Source organism: Desulfuromonas carbonis (genome assembly GCF_054658035.1).
Genome location: NZ_BAAHXR010000003.1, coordinates 2,087,736 through 2,113,279, shown reverse-complemented (window position 1 = coordinate 2,113,279; position 25,544 = coordinate 2,087,736). Strand labels below are relative to the sequence as shown.

Here is a 25,544-nt window from a genome sequence, read left to right as displayed (position 1 = left end):
AGAATCCATGCAGATCATCGCCAACGGCAAGCCCGTCGACATCCCCGCCGGCAGCAGCGTTGCTTCGCTCCTCGCCGCCCTCGGCCTCGACCCCGCCCGGGTCGCGGTGGAGCGCAACCGCGCCATTGTTCCCCGGGCCGCCTTCGCTGCCACCTTGCTGGCGGAGGGAGACCAGGTCGAGATCGTCCAGTTTGTCGGCGGCGGATAAGGATCCGGGACGAGGAACGCAGGACGGGAACGATCCCGTCCTTGCCTGTCCGCGTCCCTCCTCCCACGTCCCGAACAAAAGCAACCAAGCCTTAACCAAGGATTCGATCATGGACAAACTCATTATCGCCGGCCGCGAATTCACCTCCCGCCTCCTCGTCGGCACCGGCAAGTTCGCCTCCAGCGCCCTGATGGTCGCGGCGATGGAGCAGTCCGGCTGCGAGATCGTCACCGTGGCGTTGCGCCGGATCGACATCGACAACCCGGCCGACGACATGCTTGCCCATATCGACCCGGCCCGCTATCTGCTCCTCCCCAACACCAGCGGCGCCCGCGACGCCGAGGAGGCGATCCGCCTGGCGCGGCTCGCCCGCGCGGCCGGCTGCGAACCCTGGGTCAAGCTGGAGGTGACCCCCGACCCCTACTATCTCCTCCCCGACCCGATCGAGACCATCAAGGCGGCGGAGGTCCTGGTCAAGGAAGGATTCATCGTTCTTCCCTACATCAATGCCGACCCGGTGCTGGCCAAGCACCTGCAGGAAGCTGGTACCGCCACGGTAATGCCGCTGGGGGCCCCCATCGGCACCAACCGCGGGGTGCGCACCCGCGAGCAGATCGCCATCATCATCGAGCAGGCGATCGTTCCGGTCATCGTCGATGCCGGCCTCGGTGCCCCCTCCCACGCCGCCGAGGCGATGGAGATGGGGGCCGACGCGGTGCTGGTCAATACCGCCCTCGCCGTCGCCCGCGCCCCCGGCGCCATGGGTGCCGCCTTCAAAAAGGGAGTCGAGGCCGGCCGCGAAGCGTTCCTGGCCGGGCTCGGCGAGCAGCGCACCCGGGCCGAGGCGAGCAGCCCCCTGACCGGTTTTCTGCGGGATTAGCAAGAGCTTTTTATAGGTCCCATACGACTTATGGGACCCATAGGATCTATAACGACCATGAGTTTTCTCGACATTATCCAGCGTTACACCCCCGAACAGGTCGAGTCCGACATCGCGGCCAAGACTTCCACCGACGTCGAGCGGGCCCTGGCAGCCGAACGGCTGACCGAGTCCGACTACATGGCGCTCCTCTCGCCGGCCGCCGAGGACTACCTGGAGCCGCTGGCGCAGAAGGCGCACCGCATCACCCGGCGCCGCTTCGGCAACACCATCCTCCTCTACGCCCCGATCTATCTCTCCAACGAGTGCCACAACGGCTGCCGCTACTGCGGCTTTGCCGCCCAGAACCGGGTCGCCCGCAACACCCTTAATCTCGATGAAATCGAGGCGGAGGCCCGGGTCCTCGCCGACCAGGGGTTCCGCCACGTCCTGCTCTTGACCGGGGAAGCCCCCCAGGCCGCGGATGTCGGCTATCTCGAGGCTGCCGTGCGCCGGGTCCGCCCCCTCTTCGCCTCCATCGGCCTCGAAGTCTTCCCGATGGCAGCGGACGAATACCGCCGTCTGGCGGCCGCCGGGGTCGATGCCCTGACCATCTACCAGGAGACCTACGATCCGGCCCTCTACGCCGAGATGCACCCCTTTGGCCGCAAGCGCGATTACGCCTGGCGCCTCGCCACCCCGGAGCGCGGCGGCGCCGCCGGCCTGCGCAAACTCGGTATCGGCGCCCTCCTCGGCCTCGGCCCCTTCCGCAGCGAGGCCTTCTTCACCGGTCTGCACGGCCGCTACCTCGCCCGCCACTTCTGGCGCAGCCAGCTGACCGTCTCCTTTCCACGCATGCGCCCCGCCGACGGCGGTTTCCAGCCACCGTATCTGGTCTCCGACCGCAGTTTCGTGCAGCTGATCTGCGCCATGCGCCTGCTCCTCCACGACGCCGGCCTGGTCCTGTCGACCCGGGAGAGCGCCACTTTCCGCGACCACCTCCTCCCTTTGGGTATCACCCAGATGAGCGCCGGTTCCTGCACCGCTCCCGGCGGTTACGCCGGGGCCGGGAAGCAGACCGAACAGTTTGCCATCGACGACGACCGCACCCCGGCCGAGTTTGCGGCAATGCTGCGCAGCAAGGGATACGACCCGGTCTGGAAAGACTGGGACAGCGCCTTTCTCGACCGAACCACCGGGGCGGCCTGACCTCATGACGCCCGCCATCCCCTTCTCCCTCTACCTGATTACCGACCGCCACGTCGTCCCCGGTGGCGACCTCCTCGCTGCGGTTGAGCGCGCCCTGGCCGGCGGCGTAGAGGCGGTGCAACTGCGGGAGAAGGATCTGCCCGCAGCGGAATTTCTCCACCTCGCCCGGCAGTTGCGCAGCCTGACCTCCCGCTACCACGCCAGGCTGCTGATCAACCGGCGTCTCGATGTCGCCCGGGCCGTCGCCGCTGACGGCCTTCATCTCGGCCCGGACCCGCCCGCCCTTCTCGAAGCGCGGCGGCAGCTCGGGCCCAGGGCGCTCCTCGGTGTCTCCACCCACGACCTGACGGAGCTGCGCCGGGCCGCCACGGCCGGGGCCGACTTCGCCACCTTTGGCCCCATCTGGCATACCCCCGCCAAGGCCCCCTTTGGCGAGCCGGTCGGCACTCCCCAGTTGGCTGCGGCCTGTGTCGCCGGGGCACTCCCCGTCTTTGCTCTCGGCGGCGTCACCCCGGACCGCGTCCCGCAACTGCGCACCGCCGGGGCTGCCGGAGCCGCGGCCATTGCCGCCCTGCTCGCCGTCGCCGACCCGACCCGCGCTGCGCAGCAGTTCCGCGCCGCACTCGATGCTGCGCCCCCCTCAATCTCCTCGTCTGGTTCCTTGCCACCCTGCTGATCCCGCTCTTCTTCCCCTTCTGAAGCTCCCCCCGGTTATCCAATCCTCTCCCATGCGCCAGCCGCTGCCCGCGACCGGTCAGTTAATTAGTGCCCCCCGGCTGCTACCCTAGGGTTCAAAGCCCCGCTGCCGGAATCCTCCTGCAGCGGATTTGCCAGGTCTCACCGGTCACCCCGGGGGACTCCCATCAGCGTGGAAAGGAGAATACCGCCATGTACGTCAACGCCCAAACAGCTCGTCTCGCCCTGTGGCAGCGCCGGGAAGATGCGCAACTCCAGGAACGGTTAAGGAATGACCTGGGGCCCCTCCCCGACTTTCTGCGGGCGGGTCCGCGGGCGGTCCTCGCCCGGCAACTGGCAACCCCCAACTTCGAATTCCATATCTTTGCAGCCCGGGTCCGATCGGTCGGTTTGAAAATTGTCTGTCCCGACTATGGCGAGGACAAATTCTGTTCCGGCAATCCGGACAAACTCTCCTTGGCCAAGCAGACCTTTTACCTGGGCGAGGGGAAGAACGGCGGTTACCGCACCCGAAGCCACTGGCTTATCGATGTCGAACGTTACGACGGCAAGCCCTTGCGGGTGGTTCAAACCCGCTGGGGGGAAGGACTTATCCACTTCCATCATCGCCTCCTGCAACAGCATTTCCCCGGGGTGGAAGTTCTGGACAACAGTCGCTGGCTGGCGCGGATGGGGGGGCAGCCGGCCCGCTTCTGGCCGAAACTGCTGAGCCTCTTCATCTGTGATGGCATCCTCTTTGAGAACTTTCACACCGAGGGTCAGGAATCGGAATTCACCCGGCGGATCATCCGCCCGGCGTTCCAGGAGGTCACCGCCCGCTACGGACTCCAGCCGCTGATCGTACCCCTGCTGCCGATTGCCAGAGAGCGGGACCCCTACTGGTCCTGGTACCCCTCGCTGCTGGAGCAGGAGGTACTGCGGGCGCTGCCCGCCCCTTCTCCGGTGGCGGAGGACTGCACCTTTGTGCCGCTCCCCCTGACGACCTGGGGAGAGCACCATGCCTGAGCGGCCGATCAAATCCGAACGCCGCTCGCGACTGCTGCTGGCGGCCCTTGTTCCGACCTTTTACCTCACCGAATGGCTGCTGCTGGCGGTCAGTGCCACCCTGTTCGGCTGGCTGAAACTGCGGGGGTTTTCGACGACCGAGATCTGGCTGGCCTTCTGGGCCGCAAACCTGGCCCTCGCCAGCTTCTTCATCCGTTGCAATGACCGCCTCGGCGTAGATATCACCCTGATGCAGGCGTTGCGCCGCTGGACCGAGTTCTCCGGCAACCGCACCCCCTGGGTCGGCCACCTGCTGGAAGGGGCGATCTGCGTCCGGCTGCTCCTCTGGGAGGGCCCCTGCCAACTCCTGATCTACCTGCGCCGACGCCTCACCTCCCGCGGGGCGCAACTGGCCCTGCTGGTGGCCGCCAGCGGCCTCCAGATGTTCATCTGGGTCCAGGTCTATACCCTCGGCTGCGGTGGCATCACCGACCTGATTCTTCTCTGGAAAGGAGTCCAACCATGAATCGCCTCATCCGAATCGAAATCGCCGCGGGCTGCCAACCGCAACTGGTCGCCGAGCTGGTCGCCTTGCAGCAGAGCGCCTTTCCCCCGCGCATGCAGTTTCCGGACCCCGAAGCCTACTACCGGCAGGGCCTCTCCGACCGGTTGAATATCAACGTGATCGCCCGGACGGTGGAAGGGGTGATCGCCGGCTATCTCCTGGCCATTCCCCAGGATCGGGTTGGCGCCGAGCTGCGTCCCTGGGACCCGGCGATGACGGAGAATCCCCGGACTCTCTACATCGACCTGATCCAGACGCTACCGGGGCGCCGCCAGACGGTCGGGGTCAAATCCCTGATGGCCGGCCTCTGCCGGGAAGCGGGGGAACGCGGTTTTGACCGGCTGTCGGCCCATGTCCGCACCACTACCGGGCTGAGCCGGGTGATGCAGCGGATGATGATGGGCTGTTGCTGCCTGCGCCGACTTGACAATTGGTTTGACAGCGGCGAGAGTTTCGATTACCTCGAATCGATGACCCGCCTGCAGCGCCGGGAGAGCTGAAAAAGCGGCCCGGGTTCCGGCGCCTTCCGCCGGAGTCCGGGCCGCCATCCGGGGGAAATTGACAGACCCCTTATTTGCGATATAAGTAGTCAGCATTAATGTCAGGTCATGCGTACCTGCAGACATTCATTGGAATCGCCCGGTACAAGGCCGGTGCATGCAAAGGTTGCGGTCCGGGAGCATTACCCTCCGGCCCGCCCCGCGAAATGACCCGCTACCCATTGCTGTCTGGAGGGCACCGTGGCTGACCGGCGACATCTCCTGGGACGCAGTTTCTGCCGCCTGGTAACCATGGGCCTCCTGCTCGGGAGTGCCTGCCCAGGGCTGGCCCAACCTCCGGGAGGCGAAGAGAACATCCTGTTCGCGGAAATTCCCTCGGTCTTTACTGCCTCCAAGTACGAACAGAAAGTCACCGCGGCGCCATCGGCGGTCAGTATCATTACCGCCGCGGAAATCCGCAAATACGGTTACCGCACCCTCGCCGACATTCTGCGCAGCCAGCGCGGTTTTTACACCAGCTACGACCGGCAGACCGAATTTCTCGGGGTCCGTGGCTTCGGCCGCCCCGGCGACTTCAATTCCCGCATCCTCCTCCTGATTGATGGCAGTCGCAGCAACAACAACATTTTTGACACCGCTGCCATCGGCAACGACTTCATCCTCGATGTCGCCCTGATCGATCGAATCGAGGTGGTCCGCGGTCCGGGGTCCTCCCTCTACGGCAGCAACGCCTTCTTTGCCGTCATCAATGTCATCACCCGCCGCGGGCGTGACCTGCAGGGGACTGAATTGGCTGCCACCGCTGCCAGCCAGGAGACTTACCGCGGTCGCCTCAGTTACGGCAGGCGCTTTCCCGGGGGGGGCGAGTTCCTCCTGTCCGGCAGCAGCTACCGCAGCAACGGGGATTCGTCCCTCTACTACGCGGAATTTGACGCTCCGGAAACCAACGCCGGGGTCGCTACCGACCGCGACGGGGAGAAGGTTTATACCCTGTTCGGCAAGGTCTCCCTCGGCGACTTCACCTTGGAGACCGCCTTCGGCGACCGTGAAAAGGAAACCCCCACCGGGGCCTTCGGCACCGTCTTCAACGACCCCCGCAACCGGACCTCCGGGCGCCAGGCTTCCGCCCGCCTCCACTACCAGCACCTTTTCCCCGGGGAGCTGGAGCTGCTCTTCCGCGCCAGCTATGAAGACTTCCGGGCCGAGGGTGACTATGTCTATGACTTTGCGCCGGTCCCGCCCCCGTTGCTGGTCGTCAACCAGGACCGGTTCAGGGGTGAATGGTGGGGGAGCGAATTCCAGCTCGGCAAATCGATCGGACCACACCATCTCGTCGCCGGCGGCGAGTACCGGGATAACTTCCGCCAGGATCTGCAGAATTCGGACCTTGCCGTCAACCTCGATTCCCGGCAGCAGACCTCCAATATCGGCCTTTTTCTGCAGGACGAATACCGGGTCGGCCAGGACCTTTCGCTCAGCCTGGGGGTGCGCTGCGACCGTTTCAGCACCTTCGGCTGGTCCACCAGCCCGCGCCTCGCCCTGATCTACACCCCCCGGCCAAAAACGGCGCTGAAGTTTCTTTACGGCCAGGCCTTCCGTGCCCCGTCGGCCTTTGAAAACTACTATCACGACGGACTCGTGACCCAGAAACCGAATCCCGACCTCGACCCGGAGACGATCCGGACCTGGGAACTGGTCTGGGAGCAGTATTTCGGAGATGCCCTGCGCGCAGTGGCCACCGGATACTATTACCGGATTGATGACCTGATCAATCTGACCCTCGACCCGGCAGACGGACTTCTGGTATTTCGCAATCTTGACAAGGTGGAGGCTAGAGGGCTGGAACTGGAGCTGGAAGGACGCCTTAACGGCGGCTGGGAAGGACGGGGGAGCTACACCCTGCAGCGCGCTGAGGATCAGCGCAGCGGGGAAACGCTCAGCAATGCACCGCGCCACCTGGTAAAATTCGGCCTGGTCGCCCCCCTGGTGACCGAATACCTGTTCCTGGCGGTGGAAGAGCGCTATACCAGCAGCCGCAGGACCGTCTCCGGCAGGGAGTGCGGCGGGTTCGCGATTACCAACCTGACCCTTTCCGGAAGAAAACTGCTGCCAGGTCTCGAACTGACCCTGAGCCTCTTCAATCTGTTCGACAAGCGTTATTCCGACCCGGTTTCGGCGGCTCACCTTCAGGACAGCATCGTCCAGGACGGCCGTACCATCCGGGGCCAATTGACCTACAGTTTCTGAAGGGACCGGCGATGGTTTCAGTCCCCGACATGCGACGGCTGGCCTGGGTGCTGGCCCTGACCCTGGCGCTGCTCCTTTTGGCGCTCGCCGGGTTGGCGCATGCCGCCGTGGTCGTCTCCGTGGTGACAACCCAGGCCGAGGCCCCGGTCACGGCGATGCTGGCAGGTTTCCGGGAGCGCTTCGCCGGCCTCGGCGAGGACCTCGATCTGGAAGTCTATTCTCTGGCCGCGGACGAATCGCTGGTCGCCGAGCAGATCGCCAGCATCCGCAACCGCCGGCCGCAGGTGATCTTCGTTCTCGGTTCGCGCGCCCTTAACACCATCGCCAGCGAGGTCGCCGATATCCCCGTCGTTTTCGGCCTGGTTCTGAGTGAACAGCTGCTCCCCGTGAATGCCAACGTCACCGGGGTGGTGCTCGATTTCCCGGTCGCCACCCAACTCGCCTGGCTGCAACGGCTGCTGCCGCAGGCCCGCACTATCGGAGTCGCCTACAACCCGGCGGAAAATGCCGCGCGCATCGCGGATGCCCGCGAGTTTGCCCGGCGCAGTGGTCTCACCCTGGATGCTGTTCCCATCACCTCCCCCCGTGAGCTACCGGCGGCCTTGACCACCCTGGCCAGGCATGCCGATGTCCTGTGGGGCCTCAGCGATCAGATGGTGATCAACACCCAGACGGCACGCAGCCTGTTGCTCTTCTCCTTCCGCAACCGCATCCCCTTTTTCGGACTTTCTGCGGCCTGGGTCAAAGCAGGAGCTTTGGTCGCCCTGGAACGTGATTATCAGGATATCGGTCGCCAGTGCGCCGAACTGGCACAACAGGTCATTGCCGGGGCCAGCCCCGCCAGCCTGCCGTTGCAGACACCGCGAAAGGTTCTTTACACCCTCAACCGGCGTACCGCCGAGCAGATGAAGATCGAGTTCCCGGAGAAGGTCCTGCGGGCTGCCCAGGAGGTTTACTGATATGGAGCTGCGGCGACCCTGGAAAGACGGGCACAGCTGGCGCCTTGCCACCAAATTCAACCTGCTGACGATCGGGTTGATTCTGGTTACTGCCCTCGCCTTGGGCGCCTATCTGGCCGTAACCGAGATTCGTTCGCACACTCAACAGCTGGTCAACCGGCTGAAAACCACTGCGGCCATGGTTGCTCAGAACAGCGCATACGCCATCTATACCGCCGACCCCGCTGCCTTGCGTGAACTGATCGACCTGGCCTTTGCGGACGAGAATATCGCCTATGTCGCCATCTTCGACCACCAGCAGCAGCTGCTGATCCAGGATCCTGCGACCCCTGGCGGCTCCTTCAACGAAATTTCTGCCGAACCCGCCCCTGGGAGCCTGGACGCAGCCCCCCGCGAATGGACCGGCAGCAACGGCCACCCCTACCTGGAACTGGTGGTGCCAGTCTTCGGCCAGAGGGGTGATGTCATCGCCAGAATCAACCACGGCATTGCCCCGGCTCCCGGACTCATCGGCAGTATCCGCCTCGGCCTCGACCTCGGCCCCCACCGCGAGAAGATTACCGCCCTGGCCCTTTCTACCGGATTGACCTCACTGTTGCTCGCCCTTGGCGGAGTGGCGCTGACCGTTATCGCAACCCGAAAAATTACCGCGCCGCTCAAGGCCCTGGAAGAGGCGACCCGGAATATAGCCGGTGGCAACTTCGATCAGAATGTTGCCATGACCGGTTCCCGGGAGATTGTCGCCCTTGGCGACGCCTTCATGCTCATGCTTGAACATCTGCGGGACTACCGCCACCGGGTTGCCCGGCAGCAGGAGGAGCTTGAAGAACTGGTCGCGCAACGCACACGGGAGTTGCAGAAGGCTCTCGATATCTCCGTCGACCTGGCCGACCGGGCCGAGGCCGCAAGCCGGGCCAAATCGCGTTTTCTGGCCAACATGAGCCACGAAATTCGCACCCCGATGAGCGGCATCATCGGCATGACGGAGCTCCTGCTGCAAGGGGACCTTTCCGTTCTGCAGCGGCAGCAGGCTGCGGCGGTGATGCACTCTTCCGAAGTCCTGCTCGACCTGATCAACGACATCCTCGACCTCTCCAAAATCGAGGCGGGCAAGATGACCCTCGGCTGCGGTCCTTTCATCTTGCGGCAGCTGATTGCCGAAGCCTGCGACCTCTTCCTGGTCCAGGTCGAACGCAAGGGGCTGACTTTGCAGTATGCGGTGGCCGACGACATCCCCGCGCTCCTGGAAGGGGACGCCAAAAAGATACGTCAGATCCTGCTCAACCTGATCAGCAACAGTGTCAAATTTACCGAGCTGGGCGGCATCACGATTTCGGTGCGGCGGGATGATGCCTCCGGCCGGCCCGAGATGCTGTGCTTTGCGGTGAGCGACACCGGCATTGGCATACCGCCGGAATACCATCGCAGCATCTTCGAATCCTTCTCCCAGGTGGACGACTCCCGCAGCCGCTCCTTCGGCGGCACCGGCCTTGGTCTGGCCATTGTCCGCCAGCTCGTGGAACTGATGAAGGGGGAGATCGGCGTCGAGAGCTCCCCGGGCGGCGGAACAACCTTCTGGTTCCGCATTCCCCTGGTTGTTCCCCTGCCGTCGCACCAGGCCCTGGCGGCCATGCCGGCGGAACCGGAAATCGCTCTTCCCCAGCAGGCAGGCCCGGTGCTGGAAGCCGGAACCGGTCGCGGACTGGTTCTGATCGCGGAGGACAACCCCGTCAACCAGGACGTCATCAAGACCCTGCTCGAGACCTTTGGCTGCAGATCCGAGCTTGCCGGGAATGGGAAAGAGGCTTTCCAGATGTGGACTAGGACCCCCTACGACCTGATCTTCATGGACTGTCAGATGCCGGAACTGGATGGCTATGCCGCAACCCGCATGATCCGTGCCGAGGAACGCACCGCCGGAAGTGGCCAGCGGGTGCCGATTGTCGCTCTGACCGCCAACACTCTGGATGAGGATCGCCAGGACTGCCTTGACGCCGGGATGGATGACCACCTCGGCAAACCTTTCCGCACTCCCCAGCTGCGCAGCATCCTCGACCGCTGGCTTCCCCTGCCGCCATCGACAGGGACCCCCTGAACCAAAAACCCAGACCTGCAGGGAGCCTCTTCCCGCCAAGCGGAAACGGACACCCCTGTTATACTTCATGAACCCAGTCCCCCAAAGCTTCCCGCTGCCGGCAGCGGCCGGCGGCAAAAGGTTTTCGCAGTTGGAAACAGCGACCGGAGCGACGACAGCTGCATGACTACCACCATCGTCCTGCTCATTCTGACCGCAACCATCCTGCTACGGGGCGCCGCTGCCGTGCTGGCCCTGCGCCTGGCTCGTCATCTCCGGCACCGCTGGCACTGCTATCTCCTCCTCGGGTCACTCATCGTCGCTACCCTCCGGCCCCTCTATACCCTCTGCCGCGCCTTGATCTCGCCCCAGGGCTTTGCCCCCGATATTCTTGAAGAAATCCTAAGCCTGGGCGTTTCCTTCCTGTTGCTCGGCGGCATTTACGGCCTGCAGCCGGTGCTGGAGGAGATTCGCAACCAGGGGGAACGCTACCGGCGGGTCGTCGAAGCGACCAAAGAGGGAATCCTGATTGTCTCTCCGGCCGGCATGGTCAACTTCGTCAACCGGCAGATGGCGAAAATGCTCGGTTTCCCCGAGGAGGCGCTGTTGCAGCGCCCCTATCTCGACCTGATCGTTCCCGCCAGCCGCGAGCGGGCCGCGGCGCTGCTGCGGGAAAAACCGGACGGCCCGGGTTCGGTCGCCGATCTCTGCCTGCAAACCGCCGGCGGCGGCGAGCTCTGCACCCTGGTCTCCTGCACCCCCATCGCTGCCGAGACCAATAGTCCGGGCGGAACCCTGCTGATGGCGATGGACATCAGCGAACGCCGCCGCATCGAAGAGGCGCTGCGCTCCTCGGAGAACTTCGCCCGGGCCACGGTCGATGCCCTCGCCCAGCGGGTCGCGATCCTCTCGGCGGACGGGGGTATCCTGGCGGCCAATCGCTGCTGGCAGGAGCATGCCCACTGCCCCTTCCCGGAGCAGCCGGTGCAGGGAGACAATTATCTTGACCTTCTCGATCACGCCGCAACCAGGGGGCACGCGGCGGCCGACGCCTTTGCCCGCGGCATCCGCGGGGTCCTGGTCGGCCAGTTGAGTGAGTTCACTCTCGAATACTCCCGCACCAATGATGGGGAAGTGCGCTGGTACCTGGGGAGAATCACCCCCTTCAACAATGACGGCGGCACCTTTGCCGTCGTTACCCACGACGATATCACAGCCCTCAAAACCGCCGAGGCGGCGGTCAAGGAGTTGGCCTACCAGGACACCCTCACCGGGCTTCCCAACCGGCTGCTGCTGCAGGACCGTCTCGACCAGCAACTGATCCAGGCCGGCCGGGAGCAGGAGCAGGTGGCGGTCCTCTTCCTCGACCTCGACCACTTCAAGGTGGTCAATGACACCCTCGGCCATGGCGCCGGCGACCACTTGCTTCAGGTCGTCGCCAAGCGCCTGCTCGGCTGCGTGCGCAAGAGTGATACCGTGGCTCGCATTGGCGGGGATGAGTTCGTGATTATTCTCAACGGCCTCGACAACTCCGGCGATGCCACCGTCACCGCCCGCAAGATCCTGCACGCACTGACCCTGCCGGTCCGCCTGGAGGGGCAGGAAGTCTTTACCTCGACCAGCATCGGTATCGCCCTCTTTCCCGACGATGCCGACAAGGCCGAAAACCTGATCAGCCACGCCGATATGGCAATGTACCTCGCCAAGGAACAGGGGCGCAACACCTACCGTTACTTCTCCCGCAACCTCAACGACCGGGCCCAGCAGCGTCTGCGCACCGAGGTGGACCTGCGCCACGCCCTCGATCGGCGCGAGATCCAGCTCTATTTCCAGGACCAGGTGGCGGTCGCCGACAACCGCATCTGCGGGGTCGAGGCGCTGATTCGCTGGAACCACCCGGAACGAGGGATGCTCCTCCCCGGAGAATTTCTGCCGCTGGCCGAGGAGACCGGCCTGATCCTTCCCCTCGGCAACTGGATTCTGCGCCGGGCCTGCGAAAAGGCCCGGGAGTGGGACCGCCAGGGATGTCCCCCAGTACGCATCGCCATCAATCTGTCACGCCGGCAACTGGCCGACCCCGAGCTGTTACCCACCCTGCGACAGACCCTCGCCGACACCGGGCTTCCGCCGGAGCGGATTGAACTCGAAGTCACCGAGAATATCCTGCAGCAGGACCCGGCCATGGCGGCGGCGGTCCTCCCCCGTCTTTCCGGGCTCGGGGTCACCATCGCCGTCGATGATTTCGGCACCGGTTTTACCTCTCTCAACCTGCTGCGCCGCCTGCCGGTGAAACGATTGAAGATCGACCACACCTTCATCCACGAAATCTTCACCGACCAGGCCGCCGCCGCCATCGTCCGCACCACGATCGGCCTTGCCCATAATCTCGGGCTGACCGTCATTGCCGAAGGGGTGGAAAATGAACAGCAGCGAGCCTTTCTCCTGGTCCAGGGGTGCGATGAGCTGCAGGGGGTCCACCTCACCCGGCCGGCACCGGAGATCGAATTCCTGCGCCTTTTGCGCCCTCCCACCCCCCCCGTACCATCCCCTTCATCCACTTCGGGGACCTGAAGTCCCATCGGGTAGGAGGCGGGGTCGCCCCCGCCGTCCTCCCACACCACCGTGCGTACGGTTCCGTACACGGCGGTTCACAAGGCGCTCTGAAAGCGGCGGTGCTGATCGGTCAAGCGGATCAGCCCCAAGTAGCGAAAGAAGGATGTCGGATACGCTTCATTCATGTGCGAGGCCCCTGAGTTCCACCAGGGGCCTCGCCCGTTCGTGGCCGATTTCCACGCCCGGGCTTCCGGCAATCCCCGCTGCATCAACCTCTTGGCCCGGGTATAGGGGCGCTTCCACTGTCGCCATAGAATGCAGCGCAGCTTCCGCCGCAGCCATTTGTCCAGTTCTTCGAAGATGCCTTTGACCTCCGCCAGGCGGAAGTAAGAGGCCCACCCCCGTAGCTTCGGGGTGATTTCTTTGATGACCTGAGCGAGACTGCGTCCCCTGCCCCGTCGGCAGACCTTCCTGAGTCCGGCCTTGAACCGCTTCACTCTCGACTCCGCCACTTTGAGGCGGGGTTTCTTGTGAAAGGTCATGCTGTAACCCAGAAAGACCCTTTTCCAAGGACGGTCGACGGCGCTTTTGGCGACGTTGACCTTGAGTGCCAGCCGCTCCTCCAGGAACCGGGTGAGACTGGCCATGACCCTTTGGCCGCTGCGCCTGGTCTGCACGTAAATGTTGCAGTCGTCGGCGTAGCGGCAGAAGGCGTGACCGCGCCTCTCCAGTTCCTTGTCGAACGCGTCGAGCAGGATGTTCGACAGAAGAGGTGAGAGGGGACCACCCTGCGGCGTCCCTTCCACCCTCTGCGACACAAGCCCGCCTTCGAGCACTCCGGCTTGCAGGTACCGCCGGATGAGCAGCAATACCCGCTTGTCTTCGACCTTACGGGCGACCCGCGACATGAGGATGTCGTGGTTCACCCGGTCGAAGAACTTCTCCAGGTCGATATCGACCACCCAGCGCTTGCCGTCGGCCACATGCCGACGGGCGGCTCTAACCGCCTGCCAGGCACTCCGTCCGGGACGATACCCGTAGGAGCTCTCGGAGAAGTCCGGATCGAATAGCGGCGTCAGCACCTGATGCAGCGCCTGCTGAATGAGCCGATCGCACACCGTGGGGATTCCCAGGGTGCGCACTCCCCCGTCGGGCTTCTCGATTTCCACCTTCCGCACCGGCTGGGGGCGATACGTCCCATTCAGCAACTCTTCCCTGATGGTCGGCCACTTCTCCTTGAGAAAACCGCGAAGCTCGCCCGTCGTCATCTCGTCGATGCCGGGGGCGCCCTTGTTGGCTTCCACCCGCTCTAAGGCCGCCATCATGTTCGGGCGGCTGACGACGTCTTCCATCAGCCCCCTTTCCGCTTTCGTCCAGGAAGGGTCTCTCGTTGCCGTGACGTTTGACGCACCGCTCCCATGCTCTGGCGGCTTCCGGCCGCTGCCCTCCGGGACGGCTCCCGGTATCTCGACCGGGACTTCTGCTGCTCTTGTCGTCATCGAAACGCGAGTCTCCTGAAACGACGCCTCGTGTTCGGCCCTTTGCCGGGTGGTTACTCCGGCTACTACGGCCTCTGCTGACTTCTGCCGGCCCGTCCCGACACCTTACGGTGACGGTAGCACGAGGCAGACCGACAGATCTCCCAGGGTAATGCGCGTGACCTTCCTCCCATCTACCCGCCGCATCTACAGCCCCACCCTCCCGGATGGCTATCGGGCTTTGAAGATATTGGCCTTCTCGCCCGGATGAGACTGCCTCATGCGGTTTCTGTTCGTCGGACCGGGATTTTGCCTGCGGCTTCCTTCAGATTCCACCTCGCGATGGACACCCTTGCCGTCCGGCTAGCGGTTCCCGCCATCAGGGTCCGCAGGGGACTTTCACCCCCAAGTCACTGATTCACCACCACAGTGAATCAGACAGCGCCAGTCAAGGCGCTACGCGCCATGCCTGGCGCACCAATAAAAAAGCCCCCTGCCGCAACGGCAGGGGGCGAAGAACCAGAAGTTGCCCGAGTTAGAGAATGAATCTCCCCGCAGCAAGCTACGGGGTATCAAAAGTTTAGATTGATCGCTTTCATCGAAGCAAGCTTCGGGGAATTCGACCCACCTGAGATTAAAAGTCGAAACTCAACTGGGCGGCAAGCCGTGACTCTTTCGGGTAGTCCTCACCATCGTAACGTGCGGTTTCGCCAGAGTAGGCGCCACCAACATCGAGGCGCATCAGCCAGAAATTGAGGCCGAGGCCAGCGGTGTAGACCACATCGATATCGCTCTCCGCCAGGTTCTTGTAAATGCCGACGCGCAGGGCCAGGAAACGGAAGGCGTCCCATTCCAGGCCGGCGGAAATGTTCTGAGTGGAATAGTGTTCCTGGGTGACCGGATTTTTAAGCACAGTTTCGTTCTTGGTCAGATCGTAATCGACCTCCAGGGTCAAGGTTTCAAAGGGAATGAAAGCCACGCCGATGGCTGCCTGAGGTTTGATTTTGACGGCGGCGACGTTGACCGTCTGGGTAGTTCCATTGCTCAACTGGGTCGTGGAAGTAAAACCGTCGAACTCCGGCGAGTTGAGGTTGCGTCCAATCAAGCCGAAATTGACCATCTTGTAGCGCCCCATCACCCCCAGGTCAACTCCGAAGGTAGTCGAATCCTGATAATTATCCCTCACATTGGAGAGCAGATCGCTGGAGCCGTCATCGAAAACCAGCACTTCGGTTCCATAGACCCGCCCCTTCATCACCTTGAGGTTGGCCCCGACCGCCCAGTGATCGTTGATGGCATAGCCGTAGGAGAGGGGAACTTCTGCCACCGCAAAACCGTTCAGAGCCACGGTGGTCGTGTTGTTCTGCAGATCCCCGCCACCGCCATTCAGGGTCTGGTCGACCAGAGTCTCCAGGTTGGGGACCAGGGCTCCGACTTCTGCTACCGTCAGGCCCTGTTGGTTGGCAACGAAATCGATCCGATTGATGGCATCCTGAGTCAGCCCGGCCGCAAGCAGGGACCCCTGATCCGCGGCGGAAAGGAGTGCCGGCTGGTAGCCGGTCGGCAGCGTCGTTACGGCATTGGTGATTTGGTCGTTAAGGTTGGAACCTGAACCCAGGCTGGAATTGGTGATCCCCAAATTCTGGTCGTCGACATTCAACACCCGACCGGCCGCTTCGAAGCTGCCGCGACCGCCGATGGCGAAATGTCCGGCCCGCACTGCCAGAGCGGCATTGGCGCTGGAAGTAATGGCATTGCCCGGATCTTCCAAGGCCTTGAGGCCATTCAGCAGATTCACCAGGTCGGCCAGGTCCGATTCGGACTGAATCCCTTCGTTACTCAGTCGCTGATAGTCGATATTGGCCAGGGTGTCAATATAATCACCAAAATCCTGGTGCAAGCGGATGCCGGCACCGACATTGACATCGATCCCCCAGTCCTTGCGCCCCAGGTTGTTGTTATCGCTATCGGTCCTTCCGCCGTCCTCGGTCTGGTGTCCCATAAACCCGAACGCCGCCGGATTGTAATATTGAGCGTTGGTGTCGTTGACCGAGGCCACGTTGGCTCCCGCCATCCCCAAAGCCCGTGGCCCGGAGAAGAACGTGTCCATGGCCATTGCCGGCAACGCACACAAGGCCGTGGCGACCATAACCCCCAGCAATCCGGCGACCTTCCCTGACGAATACATAAAATCCCTCATAACCCTCTCCTTTCCAGCCACGTATGAAGCACGCAAAGAGGTCGGCGTTGAAACGCCGCCTCGCCCATTTCAATGTAAAGTGGGTTGAAACAGTGCAGCCATTGTGCCAAGCCCGGAAACCTAACCATCCCCCCCATCTCACCAGCCATTTCCATCACAACTTCATCCCCCCAAGTGTTAATCGGTTCCAAAGAGGTTGAAGTACAACCGCAAAATAGCTTACTTCCAGTGAATCAGATGGCGAAAAGACCGGTAGCCCCGGTGAATCAATAGACCTCCTCCCGGTAATCGGGAACCCGGGCGTACCAGTCGGGATGACGGCGGGCTTCGCGGATCGCGCTTTCGACCTGGGCGATCAACCGTTCCCGGTCCTTGGGGTAACTGCCCGCCAGTTCGAGAAAGTTGGAGACATGGTTGGAACGCAGGATGGTCTGCTGCGGAGCCAGATGCTGCAACAGTTCGCGGGCCTCTTCGAGGATACCGCCATGGCTGAGCGGTTCGATGCTGTGCAAAAAGGCGTCGTTGTGGCGGGTGAAAAGGGTGAGCAGGGAGAAGTACTCGGGAGAGAGTTCGGTGATCCAGGCGCCGGTGGCGCGGGCATGTTCCAGGCTGCGCACGCGACCGGCGAGGCCGAGGATGGCGGTGACAGAGAGCTTGATGCCGGCAGCGCGGGCCTTGCGGCATTCCGCCAGCATCTGCTCGGGGCTGAAGCCTTTGCGGATTGCAGTGAGGGTGACGGCATCGCCGCTCTCCAGGCCGAAATAGAGGATGCGCAGCTTCCTGGCGCGCAGTTCCTCCAGCTCGGTGCCGCTTTTGGTCGTCAGGCTCCCCGGCGAGGCATAGGCGCCAACCCGGGTCAGATTGGGGAAGGTGGCTGCCAGCAGCTCCAGAATTTCCCGCAGCCCGGCCTGGGGATAGACCAGACCGTCGCCATCGCCGAGAAAGACCCGGCGGATGTGGGCACGGTGATGCAACGGCACCGCGGCGATTTCGGCGGCAATCTCCGCCAGCGGCCGGACCCGGAAGCGTTTGGTCTTGTACATGCCGCAGAAGGTGCAGTTGTTCTGGGAACAGCCGATGGTGATCTGGAAGATCAGGCTCTGCGCTTCCGAAGGCGGGCGAAAGAGGGGCTCGTCGTAGTCGAAGTACCAGTACATGGTCAGCCGCCGCAACTGCGCTGGCGCAGCGCCTCGTAGACCAGCAGGGTCAGCGCCTGGGCGACGTTGAGGGAATTGACCGCTCCGTGCATCGGGATGACGACGCCGAGATCGGCCCCTTCCAGCCAGAGGGTTGACAGTCCCTCCTTCTCGGTACCGACCGCGATTGCCACCCCGCCACGGAGGTCGGCGTCCCAGTGGGCGCAGCGCGCCGCCGGTGTCGCCGACACCACCTTGATCCCCCGTTCCCGCAACCAGGCGAAGGTTTCGCTGCTCCCCGCCTCGACCACCGGCACCCGGAAAAGCGCCCCCTTGCTCGCCCGGACGACATTGGGATTGGCGAGGTCGGTCCCGCCGTCACAGACGATCAGGGCATCGACTCCGGCGGCATCGGCCGAACGCAGGATGGCACCGAGATTCCCGGGCTTTTCGACCCCCTCGGCGACAATCAGTAGCGGGTTGGCGGACAGCTGGAGATCGGTCAGCGCGTGCCGCGGCGCCGCTGCCGTCGCCAGCCAGGCGTCGGGGTGATCGCGGTAAGCGAGCTTCCCCATCACCGCCGCGGTCACATTATAGACCCGGGTGCCGGCAGCGCGCAGTTCGTCCCGCAGGCCGAGCTCCGCGGCGCGGGCAAGTTCGGGGCAGAAGAAGAGTTCCTGCGGCACCACCCCGCAGCGCCACGCCAGGTCGAGTTCGAAAAAACCCTCGATCAGCAGCAGGCCACTCGCCGCCCGGCCGCGGCGGTCGCGCAGTTTGATCGCCGCCTTGATGCGCGGATTCTGCAGGCTGCTGACAAGTAAATCGTTCAACGCACACCTCTTTTAATGGGGCCGTGATTCGTGATTCGTGATTCGTGATTCGCGATTCGCGATTCGGAAACTGGGGGCCGGGCCATTGTTTTCAACTCAAAACCAAAAACGCAAAACTTAGAACTTTTAACGCAAAGCTCCTTCCCGCGCCTTTCACTCTGTAACCTCCAACCGCTCGATGGCCCGCAACTGGCGGCGGGCGGCCTCGGCAGTCTGCGGGGTGCGGGCAGCGTCGATGGCGGCGAGAAAATAATGGTAGGCGGCGGTCAGTCCCCGCGGCTGCCGCATCATCGCCAGGCCGGCGCCGAGATAGGCGCGGTCGATGCCCGGATCACCGGAGCGTTCGGCGATGAAGCGTCGAAAAACCGCCAGGGCCTGGGAAAAGAGCCAGTTCTCGAGGAGAAATTCGCCGATGCGCAAAACATCTTCGCTGGCCACCGCGTTGCGGCTGGCGCGGTCGGGTGCATCGAGGAAAAGCCCGGTGGCCCTGGCCATGCGCCCCGCGGCGATACTGCGGGAGATCAGTTCCGGCCGGTCATCGGACGCGGGAGCCGTTTCGACCGGTTCGGCTTCGGGCGAAAAACGGACACTGCTCCGGGTTGGATGATGGGCGCGACGATCGACCAGCCAGGAGACGCCGAGGCCGGCCAAAAAGCCGCCGATGTGGGCGCCGTGGGCGACCCCGCTGCCGCCCCCCCGGGTGAGGAGGAAGGGGAGCAGGTTGTCGACCAGCAGGAAGAAACCGAGCACCCAGCGCGCCGGAATCAGGTAGTTGCCGATGATAAAGGGAAAGAGGAAGACAAAGGTCTTGACCCGGTTGCGTGGATACCAGAGAAAATAACAGCCGAGCACGCCGGAGATCGCCCCCGAAGCTCCGATCAACGGTATCGGCGAGCCGGGGACGAAAAAACCGAAAAAGAGGGTCGCCGCGATCCCGGTGCCGATGTAGACGAGGAGATAACCGAGGTGGCCGAGACGGTACTCGACGTTGTCGCCGAAGATCGCCAGAAAGAGCATGTTGCCGATGATGTGCATCCACCCGCCATGGAGAAAGAGCGAGGTGAAGAGCGTCAGCAACGAGGGAGAAACGGGGCGAAACCCGTACTCGAAGGTGAGAAGATCGTAGGCCGAAACGTGTTGCAGGATGTCGCGCACCGGGAGGGTGCCGCGCGCGCCCATGGCGCGCAGGTACTCACTGAGGAGCGGATCGTTGAGGTCGGGGCGCGTCCACATCAGCGGCAGGGAGACGCCGAGGAAGACCGCGATATTGATCCCGATCAGCAGGTAGTTGACGTAAGGGCGTCCGGGGGGATTCGGGCTGTCGCCAAGGGGGAGGAGCATGCCGGCCTCGCGCTGCTGGATTCGCCGGGCGACGGGGCCACGACCGGGCTATCTTAGCACACCTTGGCGCCGCTGCCACCCCTTGCATTTTCCCCGGCAAGGGGCTATTCTGCCGGTCCGGAGGCGTGCCATGAACCTGCTCTACATCCTCGACCTGATCGGTACCGCCGCCTTCGCCGCCTCCGGCGCCTGGGCCGGCATCCGTCGCGAGATGGACCTCTTCGGTGTGGTCGTCCTCGGCCTGGTCACCGCCACCGGCGGCGGCACCCTGCGCGACCTCCTCCTCGGCGCCCGTCCCTTCTGCCTCGAGAACGAAACCTACCTCTATATCTCTCTGGCGGTGGCCCTGGCCGTCTTCTGCTGGCACCGCCATCTCGATTTTCTCCAGCACCCCCTCCTCTACTTCGACGCCGTCGGCCTCGGCACCTTTGTCGTCATCGGCAGCGGCAAGGCCCTCGCCCTCGGCAGCGGCTGGCTCGGCGCGGTGCTGATGGGGGTGATGACCGCCACTGCCGGCGGCGTGCTGCGCGATGTCCTTTCCGGCCAGGTACCCCTGATCCTGCGCCGCGAAATCTACGCCTCGGCCTGCCTCGCTGGCGGCGTCCTGCTGGTAGCGCTGCGCCAGACGCCGCTGCCGCCGGGGCTGGCCGCCCTGCTCGCCGCACTGCTGACCATCGTCGTCCGGCTGCTGGCGATCCGCGGCAACTGGGCGCTGCCGCGGGCAAGTCGTTAGAACGAAAAGCCAAAAGCGTTTCACGCGGATCAAGTCCGATCACTTCGGATAAATTTCGGATCAGGCCTGGACACCAAAAATTGTGAAAGGGCGATTCTCACGCGACGACGTAACGACGCGACGAAAGCGAAACCTCAAAACTGAACCCGATTTTGGCAAGAATGCCTGGACCTGGGTAAAAAAACCCCGCCCAGAGGACGGGGCTTTAAAGGCGCCCCCAGAGGGGGCGTTGCCGGTGACCCCCAAAGAGGGTCACCGGAGCGTTGTTCCCACGTCCACAACAATTAGAATTTGAGTTGCTGTTGTTCCACTTTCTTCTCATGCTGCTCTTGATACCGCACGTAGCGCCTGATCATCTCGGCATCCAGGCCTACCGTGTCAACGCAGTAGCCGGGCGCCCAAAAATGATTGCCCCAGTAGCGTTTCTTCCGCAACTTGGGATGGTTCTTTAAAATACGTATCGCTGATCGGCCCTTCAGGCGCCCCATCAACTCCGAAATGGACACCTTGGGCGGCACCATGATGATCAGGTGAATATGGTCTTTCTGGACATTCAGCTCGACGACCTCGCAGTGACTCTGCTCGCTGAAGATCCGGATACACGCTCGAACTTCTTGCGCCAGTTCACCTTCCAATATCCGGAAGCGATACTTGGGCACCCAGACGATGTGATACTGGCAGTGCCAGATCGCATGTGTTAATTTTCGAAAACGGCTCATGGCTTTCCTTTCTGTTCAGGTCGTTGCGGGAACAACGCCTGAATATGGATTGCCATGAGCCCTTTTGGCAAAGCCAAAGGACTCTGACCCCGTCCAGAGGACGGGGGTTTCTACTTCACAGTAAAAAAACCCCGCCCAGAGGACGGGGCTTTAAAGGCGCCCCCAGAGGGGGCGTTGCCGGTGACCCCCAAAGAGGGTCACCGGAGCGTTGTTCCCACGTCCACAACAATTAGAATTTGAGTTGCTGTTGTTCCACTTTCTTCTCATGCTGCTCTTGATACCGCACGTAGCGCCTGATCATCTCGGCATCCAGGCCTACCGTGTCAACGCAGTAGCCGGGCGCCCAAAAATGATTGCCCCAGTAGCGTTTCTTCCGCAACTTGGGATGGTTCTTTAAAATACGTATCGCTGATCGGCCCTTCAGGCGCCCCATCAACTCCGAAATGGACACCTTGGGCGGCACCATGATGATCAGGTGAATATGGTCTTTCTGGACATTCAGCTCGACGACCTCGCAGTGACTCTGCTCGCTGAAGATCCGGATACACGCTCGAACTTCTTGCGCCAGTTCACCTTCCAATATCCGGAAGCGATACTTGGGCACCCAGACGATGTGATACTGGCAGTGCCAGATCGCATGTGTTAATCTCAGGTGGGTCGAATTCCCCGAAGCTTGCTTCGATGAAAGCGATCAATCTAAACTTTTGATACCCCGTAGCTTGCTGCGGGGAGATTCATTTTTCGAAAACGGCTCATGGCTTTCCTTTCTGTTCAGGTCGTTGCGGGAACAACGCCTGAATATGGATTGCCATGAGCCCTTTTGGCAAAGCCAAAGGACTCTGACCCCGTCCAGAGGACGGGGGTTTCTACTTCACACTAAAGAACCGCAACCCCGCGGCATAGCGGCGTTGCGTGAGACAATTGTTGCCCTTTGGCAAATCCGAATTGCATCAAATCTTACCCGAAGTGATTCGCGCGAAAGGTTTTTCCGGTCCTGGCCTGCACGCCCTTCTGACCATCCCGGTCAGGGTCGGTAAACTGATTTCATCCCCCAGAGAAGGAGCAGAATATGGCAACCGTCCGCATCCCCGCCACCGGCCAGGAATTCAGCGTCGGCAAGGTCGTCTGCCTGGCGCGCAACTACGTCGACCACATCAAGGAACTCGGCAATGCCGTCCCCGACGCCCCGGTCCTCTTCATCAAGCCGGCCACCAGTATCATCGGCAACGGCGGCACCGTAGTGATCCCGGCCAGCTCCAGCGACTGCCACCACGAGGTGGAGCTGGCAGTCCTCATCGGCCGCACCGTCAAGGATGTATCTCCCGAGGAGGCGATGGCCTGCGTCGCCGGCTATGGCGTCGGTATCGACCTGACCCTGCGCGACCTGCAGGGGGCGCTCAAGGCCAAGGGGCTCCCCTGGGAAGCGGCCAAGGGCTTCGACACTGCCTGCCCCCTCTCCGACTTCGTCCCCGCCGCGCAGGTCGCCGACCCCCACGAGCTGCCGATCCGCTTCACCATCGATGGCGTCGTGAAGCAGGATGCGACCACGGCCCTGATGATGCGGCAGTTGCCGGAGATCATCAGCTACGCCTCCCGCCTCTTCACCCTCGAAGCGGGCGACGTCATCCTCACCGGCACCCCGGCCGGCGTCGGTCCGGTCAAGAGCGGCGAGACCCTGGTCGGCGAGATCGACGGCGTCGGCCGCCTCGAAGTCAGCGTCGCCTGAAACGGCCTAGCTACGCCTCCCGCGCAGCAAGGCGCAGGCGGTTGGTCAGCAGGTGGGCCTGCCGGGTCGGCTCCGGCAACCGGTAGCGGCCGCCGCAGGCGAGGGCCAGGGCGACGGCGGAGTCGATGTCAATGCAATGTCCGGGGGAGATATAAAGGGGCTTGACGCAATCGCGGGTGGTGAGGACAGCGCCGACCGGCGCGCCCTCCAGCAGCAGGACTTCCCGGTCGCCACGGCACGGACCGGGAGGAGCATGTTCGCCGCAGAGGCGGCTCTTGGCGCAGCCGACGGTCGGTAGCCCGAGCCAAAGGCCAAGATGGCTTGCCAGCCCCAAGCCGCGGGGATGGGCGATCCCCTGACCATCCACCAGGACGGCATCGGGAACCGTTTCGAGACGCCGGAAGGCTTCGAGCAGCACCGGCAGCTCCCGAAAGGAGAGCAGGCCCGGGATGTAGGGGAAGCTGACCCGGGCCTGCGCCGTTGCCACCGCCAGCGGCGTCAGCTCGGGAAACCGCAGCACCACCACTGCGGCAAAGAAGAGCTCGCCGTGCTTTTCATACGAGACATCGACCCCGGCGACGCTGCGTCCCTGCCAGCCCGGGGGGAGCTGCAGTACTACCTGATCGGCGAGGCGGCGCTGCAGGGCAACAGCCTGCCGGTAGTCCATCTCCCAGGCATGCAGTTCGACAATATCCACTGTCCCTCCATCCGCTCCGCCTTCTCTGCCCGCCATAACGACAGCCAGGTCGATTCAGTATCAAGCTTAGCGGCGATTGACGGCGGGGCAACGGCTCAGGCGCAGCGCAGCAGTTTGCGACCGGCCTGGAAGAGGATCTCGACCTTGTTGGGCGGAGTGAGAAGAGTAACGATACCAACCCCGAAAAGGGGATGGTTGACGAGCGTCCCGACCTTGTAGCTGCGGTCCATGGCATAGGGTGCGGCGCTGGCGGGATCGGCTTCGCTGCAGGCCTGCTGCCAGGCGAGCTGGTCCCCTTTCCCCTTGGCGGAAACCCGGGGTTCGGCCTTGGTCCTGACGGCTTTGGTCCGCGACTTGGCCGGCTCGGCCGGGGGATGAAAATTGTGGGTCCCGCCGCAGGTGTTGCACTGAACCCGGGCGATGCGGGTTTCGACCAGGGCGACGATGGTGTGGTTGGTGAGGGTCCGACAGCGGGTACAGCGGGCTTCGACGGTGTCGCCGGGAGCGGGGGTCTTACCAGTCATGGAGGTCCTTGCAGGCAAAGAGCCGCCGGGGGAATCCCCCCCGGCGGCCCGGTTTGTTCGTTCGAGGAGGGCGATTTATACCACCCGCCCGCCAGTGCTGTCAAGGCAGGGTGCGCCATCAGCCCCCGGAAACTTCGCCTGCCCTCTCCTCACTATCGGCCCTCCTCGTCCCCTCCGGCATAGCAGTCCCCCCCCTCAGTTCACCACATTCTGCGGCGCCCCGGCGATGAAGGCCGCGACATTGGCGACCACTACCGCCAGCAGCCGGGAACGGGCGGCCCGGGTCGCCCAGGCAGTGTGCGGCGTAATCAGGCAGTTGCGGGCGCTGAGCAGCGGGTTGTCGGGGGCCGGCGGTTCCGCGGCAAGAACATCGAGGCCGGCCCCGGCGAGCTGGCCCGCGTTAAGGGCCGCGGCCAAGGCCGCCTCGTCGACCAGCGGCCCGCGGCCGGTGTTGAGCAGGTAAGCGCCGGTACGCAGCAGCGCCAGCCGGCGGGCGTCGAGCAGCTTTTCCGTCGCCGGGGTCAGCGGGCAATGGAGACTGACCACGTCGCTGCTTGCCAGCAGCTCCTCCAGCGGCAGGAATGCCACGCCCGGCAACTCCGCCCGGTGGCGTTCCGGATGGGCGGTGTGCGCCGCCACCTCCATGCCGAAGGCCTGGCCGATCCGGATCACGGCCCGGCCGATGGCGCCGCAACCGACCACCCCCAGACGCCGCCCCGCCAGTTCCACCAGCTCCCCTTCCCAGAAAGAGAAATCCGGTGCCGAACTCCAGCGCCCTTCCCGCACCAGCGCCGCGTGCCCCTCGACCCGGCGCGCCAGGGCGAGGAGGAGGGCGAAGACATGCTCCGCCACCGACGGCGTGCTGTAGGCCGGGACGTTGGTCACCGTCACCCCCTGCGCCCGGGCCGCGGCGAGGTCAACCACGTTGGTGCCGGTGGCAGTCACGCCGAGGTAGCGCAGCTCAGGGAGGCGTCCCAGGCGCGCGGCGTCGAAGGGGACCTTGTTGGTCAGCACGATTTCGGCCCCGGCGCAGCGCACCTCCACCTCGCCGGGGACGCTGCGTTCAAAAATCTCCAGTTTCCCCAGGGCGGCCAGCGGCGCCCAGTCGAGGTCTCCGGGGTTGAGGGTGTGTCCATCCAGCACGACAATTTTCATGATAACCTCCGTTGTCACCGCTCAGCAGGGCACTTCCATTGCGGAACAGGAGCCAGAACCGGAACCACAGGGAGCAGGTACATTCCTGGCGGAATAGTAACGGTTCAATTTAACCACAATAATTTGCAGACAGGTTCCGGCCGGAATCAGC

The 25,544-nt window shown here is 63.6% G+C and carries 23 protein-coding genes; 13 read left to right on the top strand and 10 right to left on the bottom strand.

All coding sequences use genetic code 11. The annotated features are described in order from the left end of the window. Nucleotides 1–7 precede the first annotated feature (7 nt). The 11 genes from thiS to ACYQ8E_RS16445 all read left to right on the top strand — a co-directional run bounded on the left by thiS (nt 8) and on the right by ACYQ8E_RS16445 (nt 12,872). The gene (gene thiS / locus ACYQ8E_RS16495) at nt 8–208 is read left to right on the top strand and encodes a sulfur carrier protein ThiS (RefSeq protein WP_066725201.1); all 201 of its coding nucleotides are present in this window, start codon (nt 8–10) and stop codon (nt 206–208) included. 109 nt (nt 209–317) lie between these two features. Continuing rightward, nucleotides 318–1,088 (top strand): thiazole synthase, encoded by a 771-nt coding sequence (locus ACYQ8E_RS16490; RefSeq protein WP_066725198.1) that lies wholly within the window; start codon nt 318–320, stop codon nt 1,086–1,088. Nucleotides 1,089–1,145: 57 nt separating this feature from the next. Next, complete coding sequence (gene thiH, locus ACYQ8E_RS16485; protein WP_066725195.1) at nt 1,146–2,276, top strand: 2-iminoacetate synthase ThiH; 1,131 nt, start codon at nt 1,146–1,148, stop codon at nt 2,274–2,276. 4 nt (nt 2,277–2,280) lie between these two features. Further along, entirely contained in the window at nt 2,281–2,952 is a 672-nt protein-coding gene (gene thiE / locus ACYQ8E_RS16480; protein ID WP_066725192.1) for a thiamine phosphate synthase, read from the top strand. Nucleotides 2,953–3,164: 212 nt separating this feature from the next. Beyond that, complete coding sequence (locus tag ACYQ8E_RS16475) at nt 3,165–3,977, top strand: hypothetical protein (RefSeq protein WP_066725189.1); 813 nt, start codon at nt 3,165–3,167, stop codon at nt 3,975–3,977. Then, nucleotides 3,970–4,482 (top strand): hypothetical protein, encoded by a 513-nt coding sequence (locus tag ACYQ8E_RS16470; protein ID WP_066725186.1) that lies wholly within the window; start codon nt 3,970–3,972, stop codon nt 4,480–4,482. Before ACYQ8E_RS16475 ends, ACYQ8E_RS16470 begins: the two co-directional genes overlap by 8 nt. Then, nucleotides 4,479–5,021 carry a hypothetical protein gene (locus ACYQ8E_RS16465; RefSeq protein ID WP_066725183.1) on the top strand — a complete coding sequence of 181 codons (543 nt, stop codon included), beginning with the start codon at nt 4,479–4,481 and terminating at the stop codon, nt 5,019–5,021. Before ACYQ8E_RS16470 ends, ACYQ8E_RS16465 begins: the two co-directional genes overlap by 4 nt. A 240-nt stretch (nt 5,022–5,261) precedes the next feature. Further along, entirely contained in the window at nt 5,262–7,268 is a 2,007-nt protein-coding gene (locus tag ACYQ8E_RS16460) for a TonB-dependent receptor plug domain-containing protein (RefSeq protein ID WP_459861453.1), read from the top strand. Between the two features lie 11 nt (nt 7,269–7,279). Next, nucleotides 7,280–8,227 carry an ABC transporter substrate-binding protein gene (locus tag ACYQ8E_RS16455; protein ID WP_066725172.1) on the top strand — a complete coding sequence of 316 codons (948 nt, stop codon included), beginning with the start codon at nt 7,280–7,282 and terminating at the stop codon, nt 8,225–8,227. Between the two features lies 1 nt (nt 8,228). Further along, nucleotides 8,229–10,322, top strand: a complete 2,094-nt coding sequence (locus ACYQ8E_RS16450; protein ID WP_066725169.1) for an ATP-binding protein — start codon at nt 8,229–8,231, stop codon at nt 10,320–10,322. A 162-nt stretch (nt 10,323–10,484) separates the two neighbouring features. Beyond that, nucleotides 10,485–12,872 carry a sensor domain-containing protein gene (locus ACYQ8E_RS16445; protein WP_066725166.1) on the top strand — a complete coding sequence of 796 codons (2,388 nt, stop codon included), beginning with the start codon at nt 10,485–10,487 and terminating at the stop codon, nt 12,870–12,872. A gap of 77 nt (nt 12,873–12,949) precedes the next feature. On the opposite strand, the gene ltrA is transcribed toward ACYQ8E_RS16445, so the two are convergent. The 5 genes from ltrA to ACYQ8E_RS16420 all read right to left on the bottom strand — a co-directional run bounded on the left by ltrA (nt 12,950) and on the right by ACYQ8E_RS16420 (nt 19,839). After that, nucleotides 12,950–14,353, bottom strand: a complete 1,404-nt coding sequence (gene ltrA / locus ACYQ8E_RS16440) for a group II intron reverse transcriptase/maturase (protein ID WP_066724184.1) — start codon at nt 14,351–14,353, stop codon at nt 12,950–12,952. 613 nt (nt 14,354–14,966) lie between these two features. Further along, nucleotides 14,967–16,532, bottom strand: coding sequence for a conjugal transfer protein TraF (gene traF, locus ACYQ8E_RS16435; protein WP_197463732.1), 1,566 nt, complete (start codon nt 16,530–16,532; stop codon nt 14,967–14,969). Between the two features lie 266 nt (nt 16,533–16,798). Continuing rightward, a complete protein-coding gene (locus ACYQ8E_RS16430) occupies nt 16,799–17,689 on the bottom strand; it encodes a radical SAM protein (protein WP_066725160.1) in 891 nt (296 codons plus the stop codon). Nucleotides 17,690–17,691: 2 nt separating this feature from the next. Then, nucleotides 17,692–18,498 (bottom strand): TrmH family RNA methyltransferase, encoded by an 807-nt coding sequence (locus ACYQ8E_RS16425; protein WP_066725157.1) that lies wholly within the window; start codon nt 18,496–18,498, stop codon nt 17,692–17,694. A 153-nt stretch (nt 18,499–18,651) separates the two neighbouring features. Beyond that, nucleotides 18,652–19,839, bottom strand: a complete 1,188-nt coding sequence (locus tag ACYQ8E_RS16420; protein ID WP_066725154.1) for a rhomboid family intramembrane serine protease — start codon at nt 19,837–19,839, stop codon at nt 18,652–18,654. A gap of 130 nt (nt 19,840–19,969) precedes the next feature. On the opposite strand from ACYQ8E_RS16420, the gene ACYQ8E_RS16415 reads away from it, so the two are divergent. Continuing rightward, nucleotides 19,970–20,572: a trimeric intracellular cation channel family protein gene (locus tag ACYQ8E_RS16415; protein ID WP_066725151.1), complete on the top strand. Its 603-nt coding sequence runs from the start codon at nt 19,970–19,972 to the stop codon at nt 20,570–20,572. 284 nt (nt 20,573–20,856) lie between these two features. On the opposite strand, the gene tnpA (ACYQ8E_RS16410) is transcribed toward ACYQ8E_RS16415, so the two are convergent. Both tnpA (ACYQ8E_RS16410) and tnpA (ACYQ8E_RS16405) read right to left on the bottom strand, forming a co-directional pair. Then, on the bottom strand, nt 20,857–21,291 hold the full coding sequence (gene tnpA, locus ACYQ8E_RS16410) for an IS200/IS605 family transposase (RefSeq protein WP_066724805.1): 435 nt from the start codon (nt 21,289–21,291) through the stop codon (nt 20,857–20,859). A gap of 229 nt (nt 21,292–21,520) precedes the next feature. Then, the gene (gene tnpA, locus ACYQ8E_RS16405) at nt 21,521–21,943 is read right to left on the bottom strand and encodes an IS200/IS605 family transposase (protein ID WP_459861599.1); all 423 of its coding nucleotides are present in this window, start codon (nt 21,941–21,943) and stop codon (nt 21,521–21,523) included. A gap of 417 nt (nt 21,944–22,360) precedes the next feature. Between tnpA (ACYQ8E_RS16405) and ACYQ8E_RS16400 the strand changes: the two genes are divergently transcribed. Beyond that, the gene (locus ACYQ8E_RS16400; RefSeq protein WP_066725148.1) at nt 22,361–23,017 is read left to right on the top strand and encodes a fumarylacetoacetate hydrolase family protein; all 657 of its coding nucleotides are present in this window, start codon (nt 22,361–22,363) and stop codon (nt 23,015–23,017) included. Nucleotides 23,018–23,027: 10 nt separating this feature from the next. On the opposite strand, the gene nfi is transcribed toward ACYQ8E_RS16400, so the two are convergent. The 3 genes from nfi to ACYQ8E_RS16385 all read right to left on the bottom strand — a co-directional run bounded on the left by nfi (nt 23,028) and on the right by ACYQ8E_RS16385 (nt 25,393). Further along, complete coding sequence (gene nfi / locus ACYQ8E_RS16395) at nt 23,028–23,714, bottom strand: deoxyribonuclease V (protein ID WP_082820191.1); 687 nt, start codon at nt 23,712–23,714, stop codon at nt 23,028–23,030. 95 nt (nt 23,715–23,809) lie between these two features. Further along, the gene (locus ACYQ8E_RS16390) at nt 23,810–24,238 is read right to left on the bottom strand and encodes a hypothetical protein (RefSeq protein ID WP_066725142.1); all 429 of its coding nucleotides are present in this window, start codon (nt 24,236–24,238) and stop codon (nt 23,810–23,812) included. 195 nt (nt 24,239–24,433) lie between these two features. Continuing rightward, the gene (locus ACYQ8E_RS16385; protein ID WP_066725140.1) at nt 24,434–25,393 is read right to left on the bottom strand and encodes a D-2-hydroxyacid dehydrogenase; all 960 of its coding nucleotides are present in this window, start codon (nt 25,391–25,393) and stop codon (nt 24,434–24,436) included. Nucleotides 25,394–25,544 lie beyond the last annotated feature (151 nt).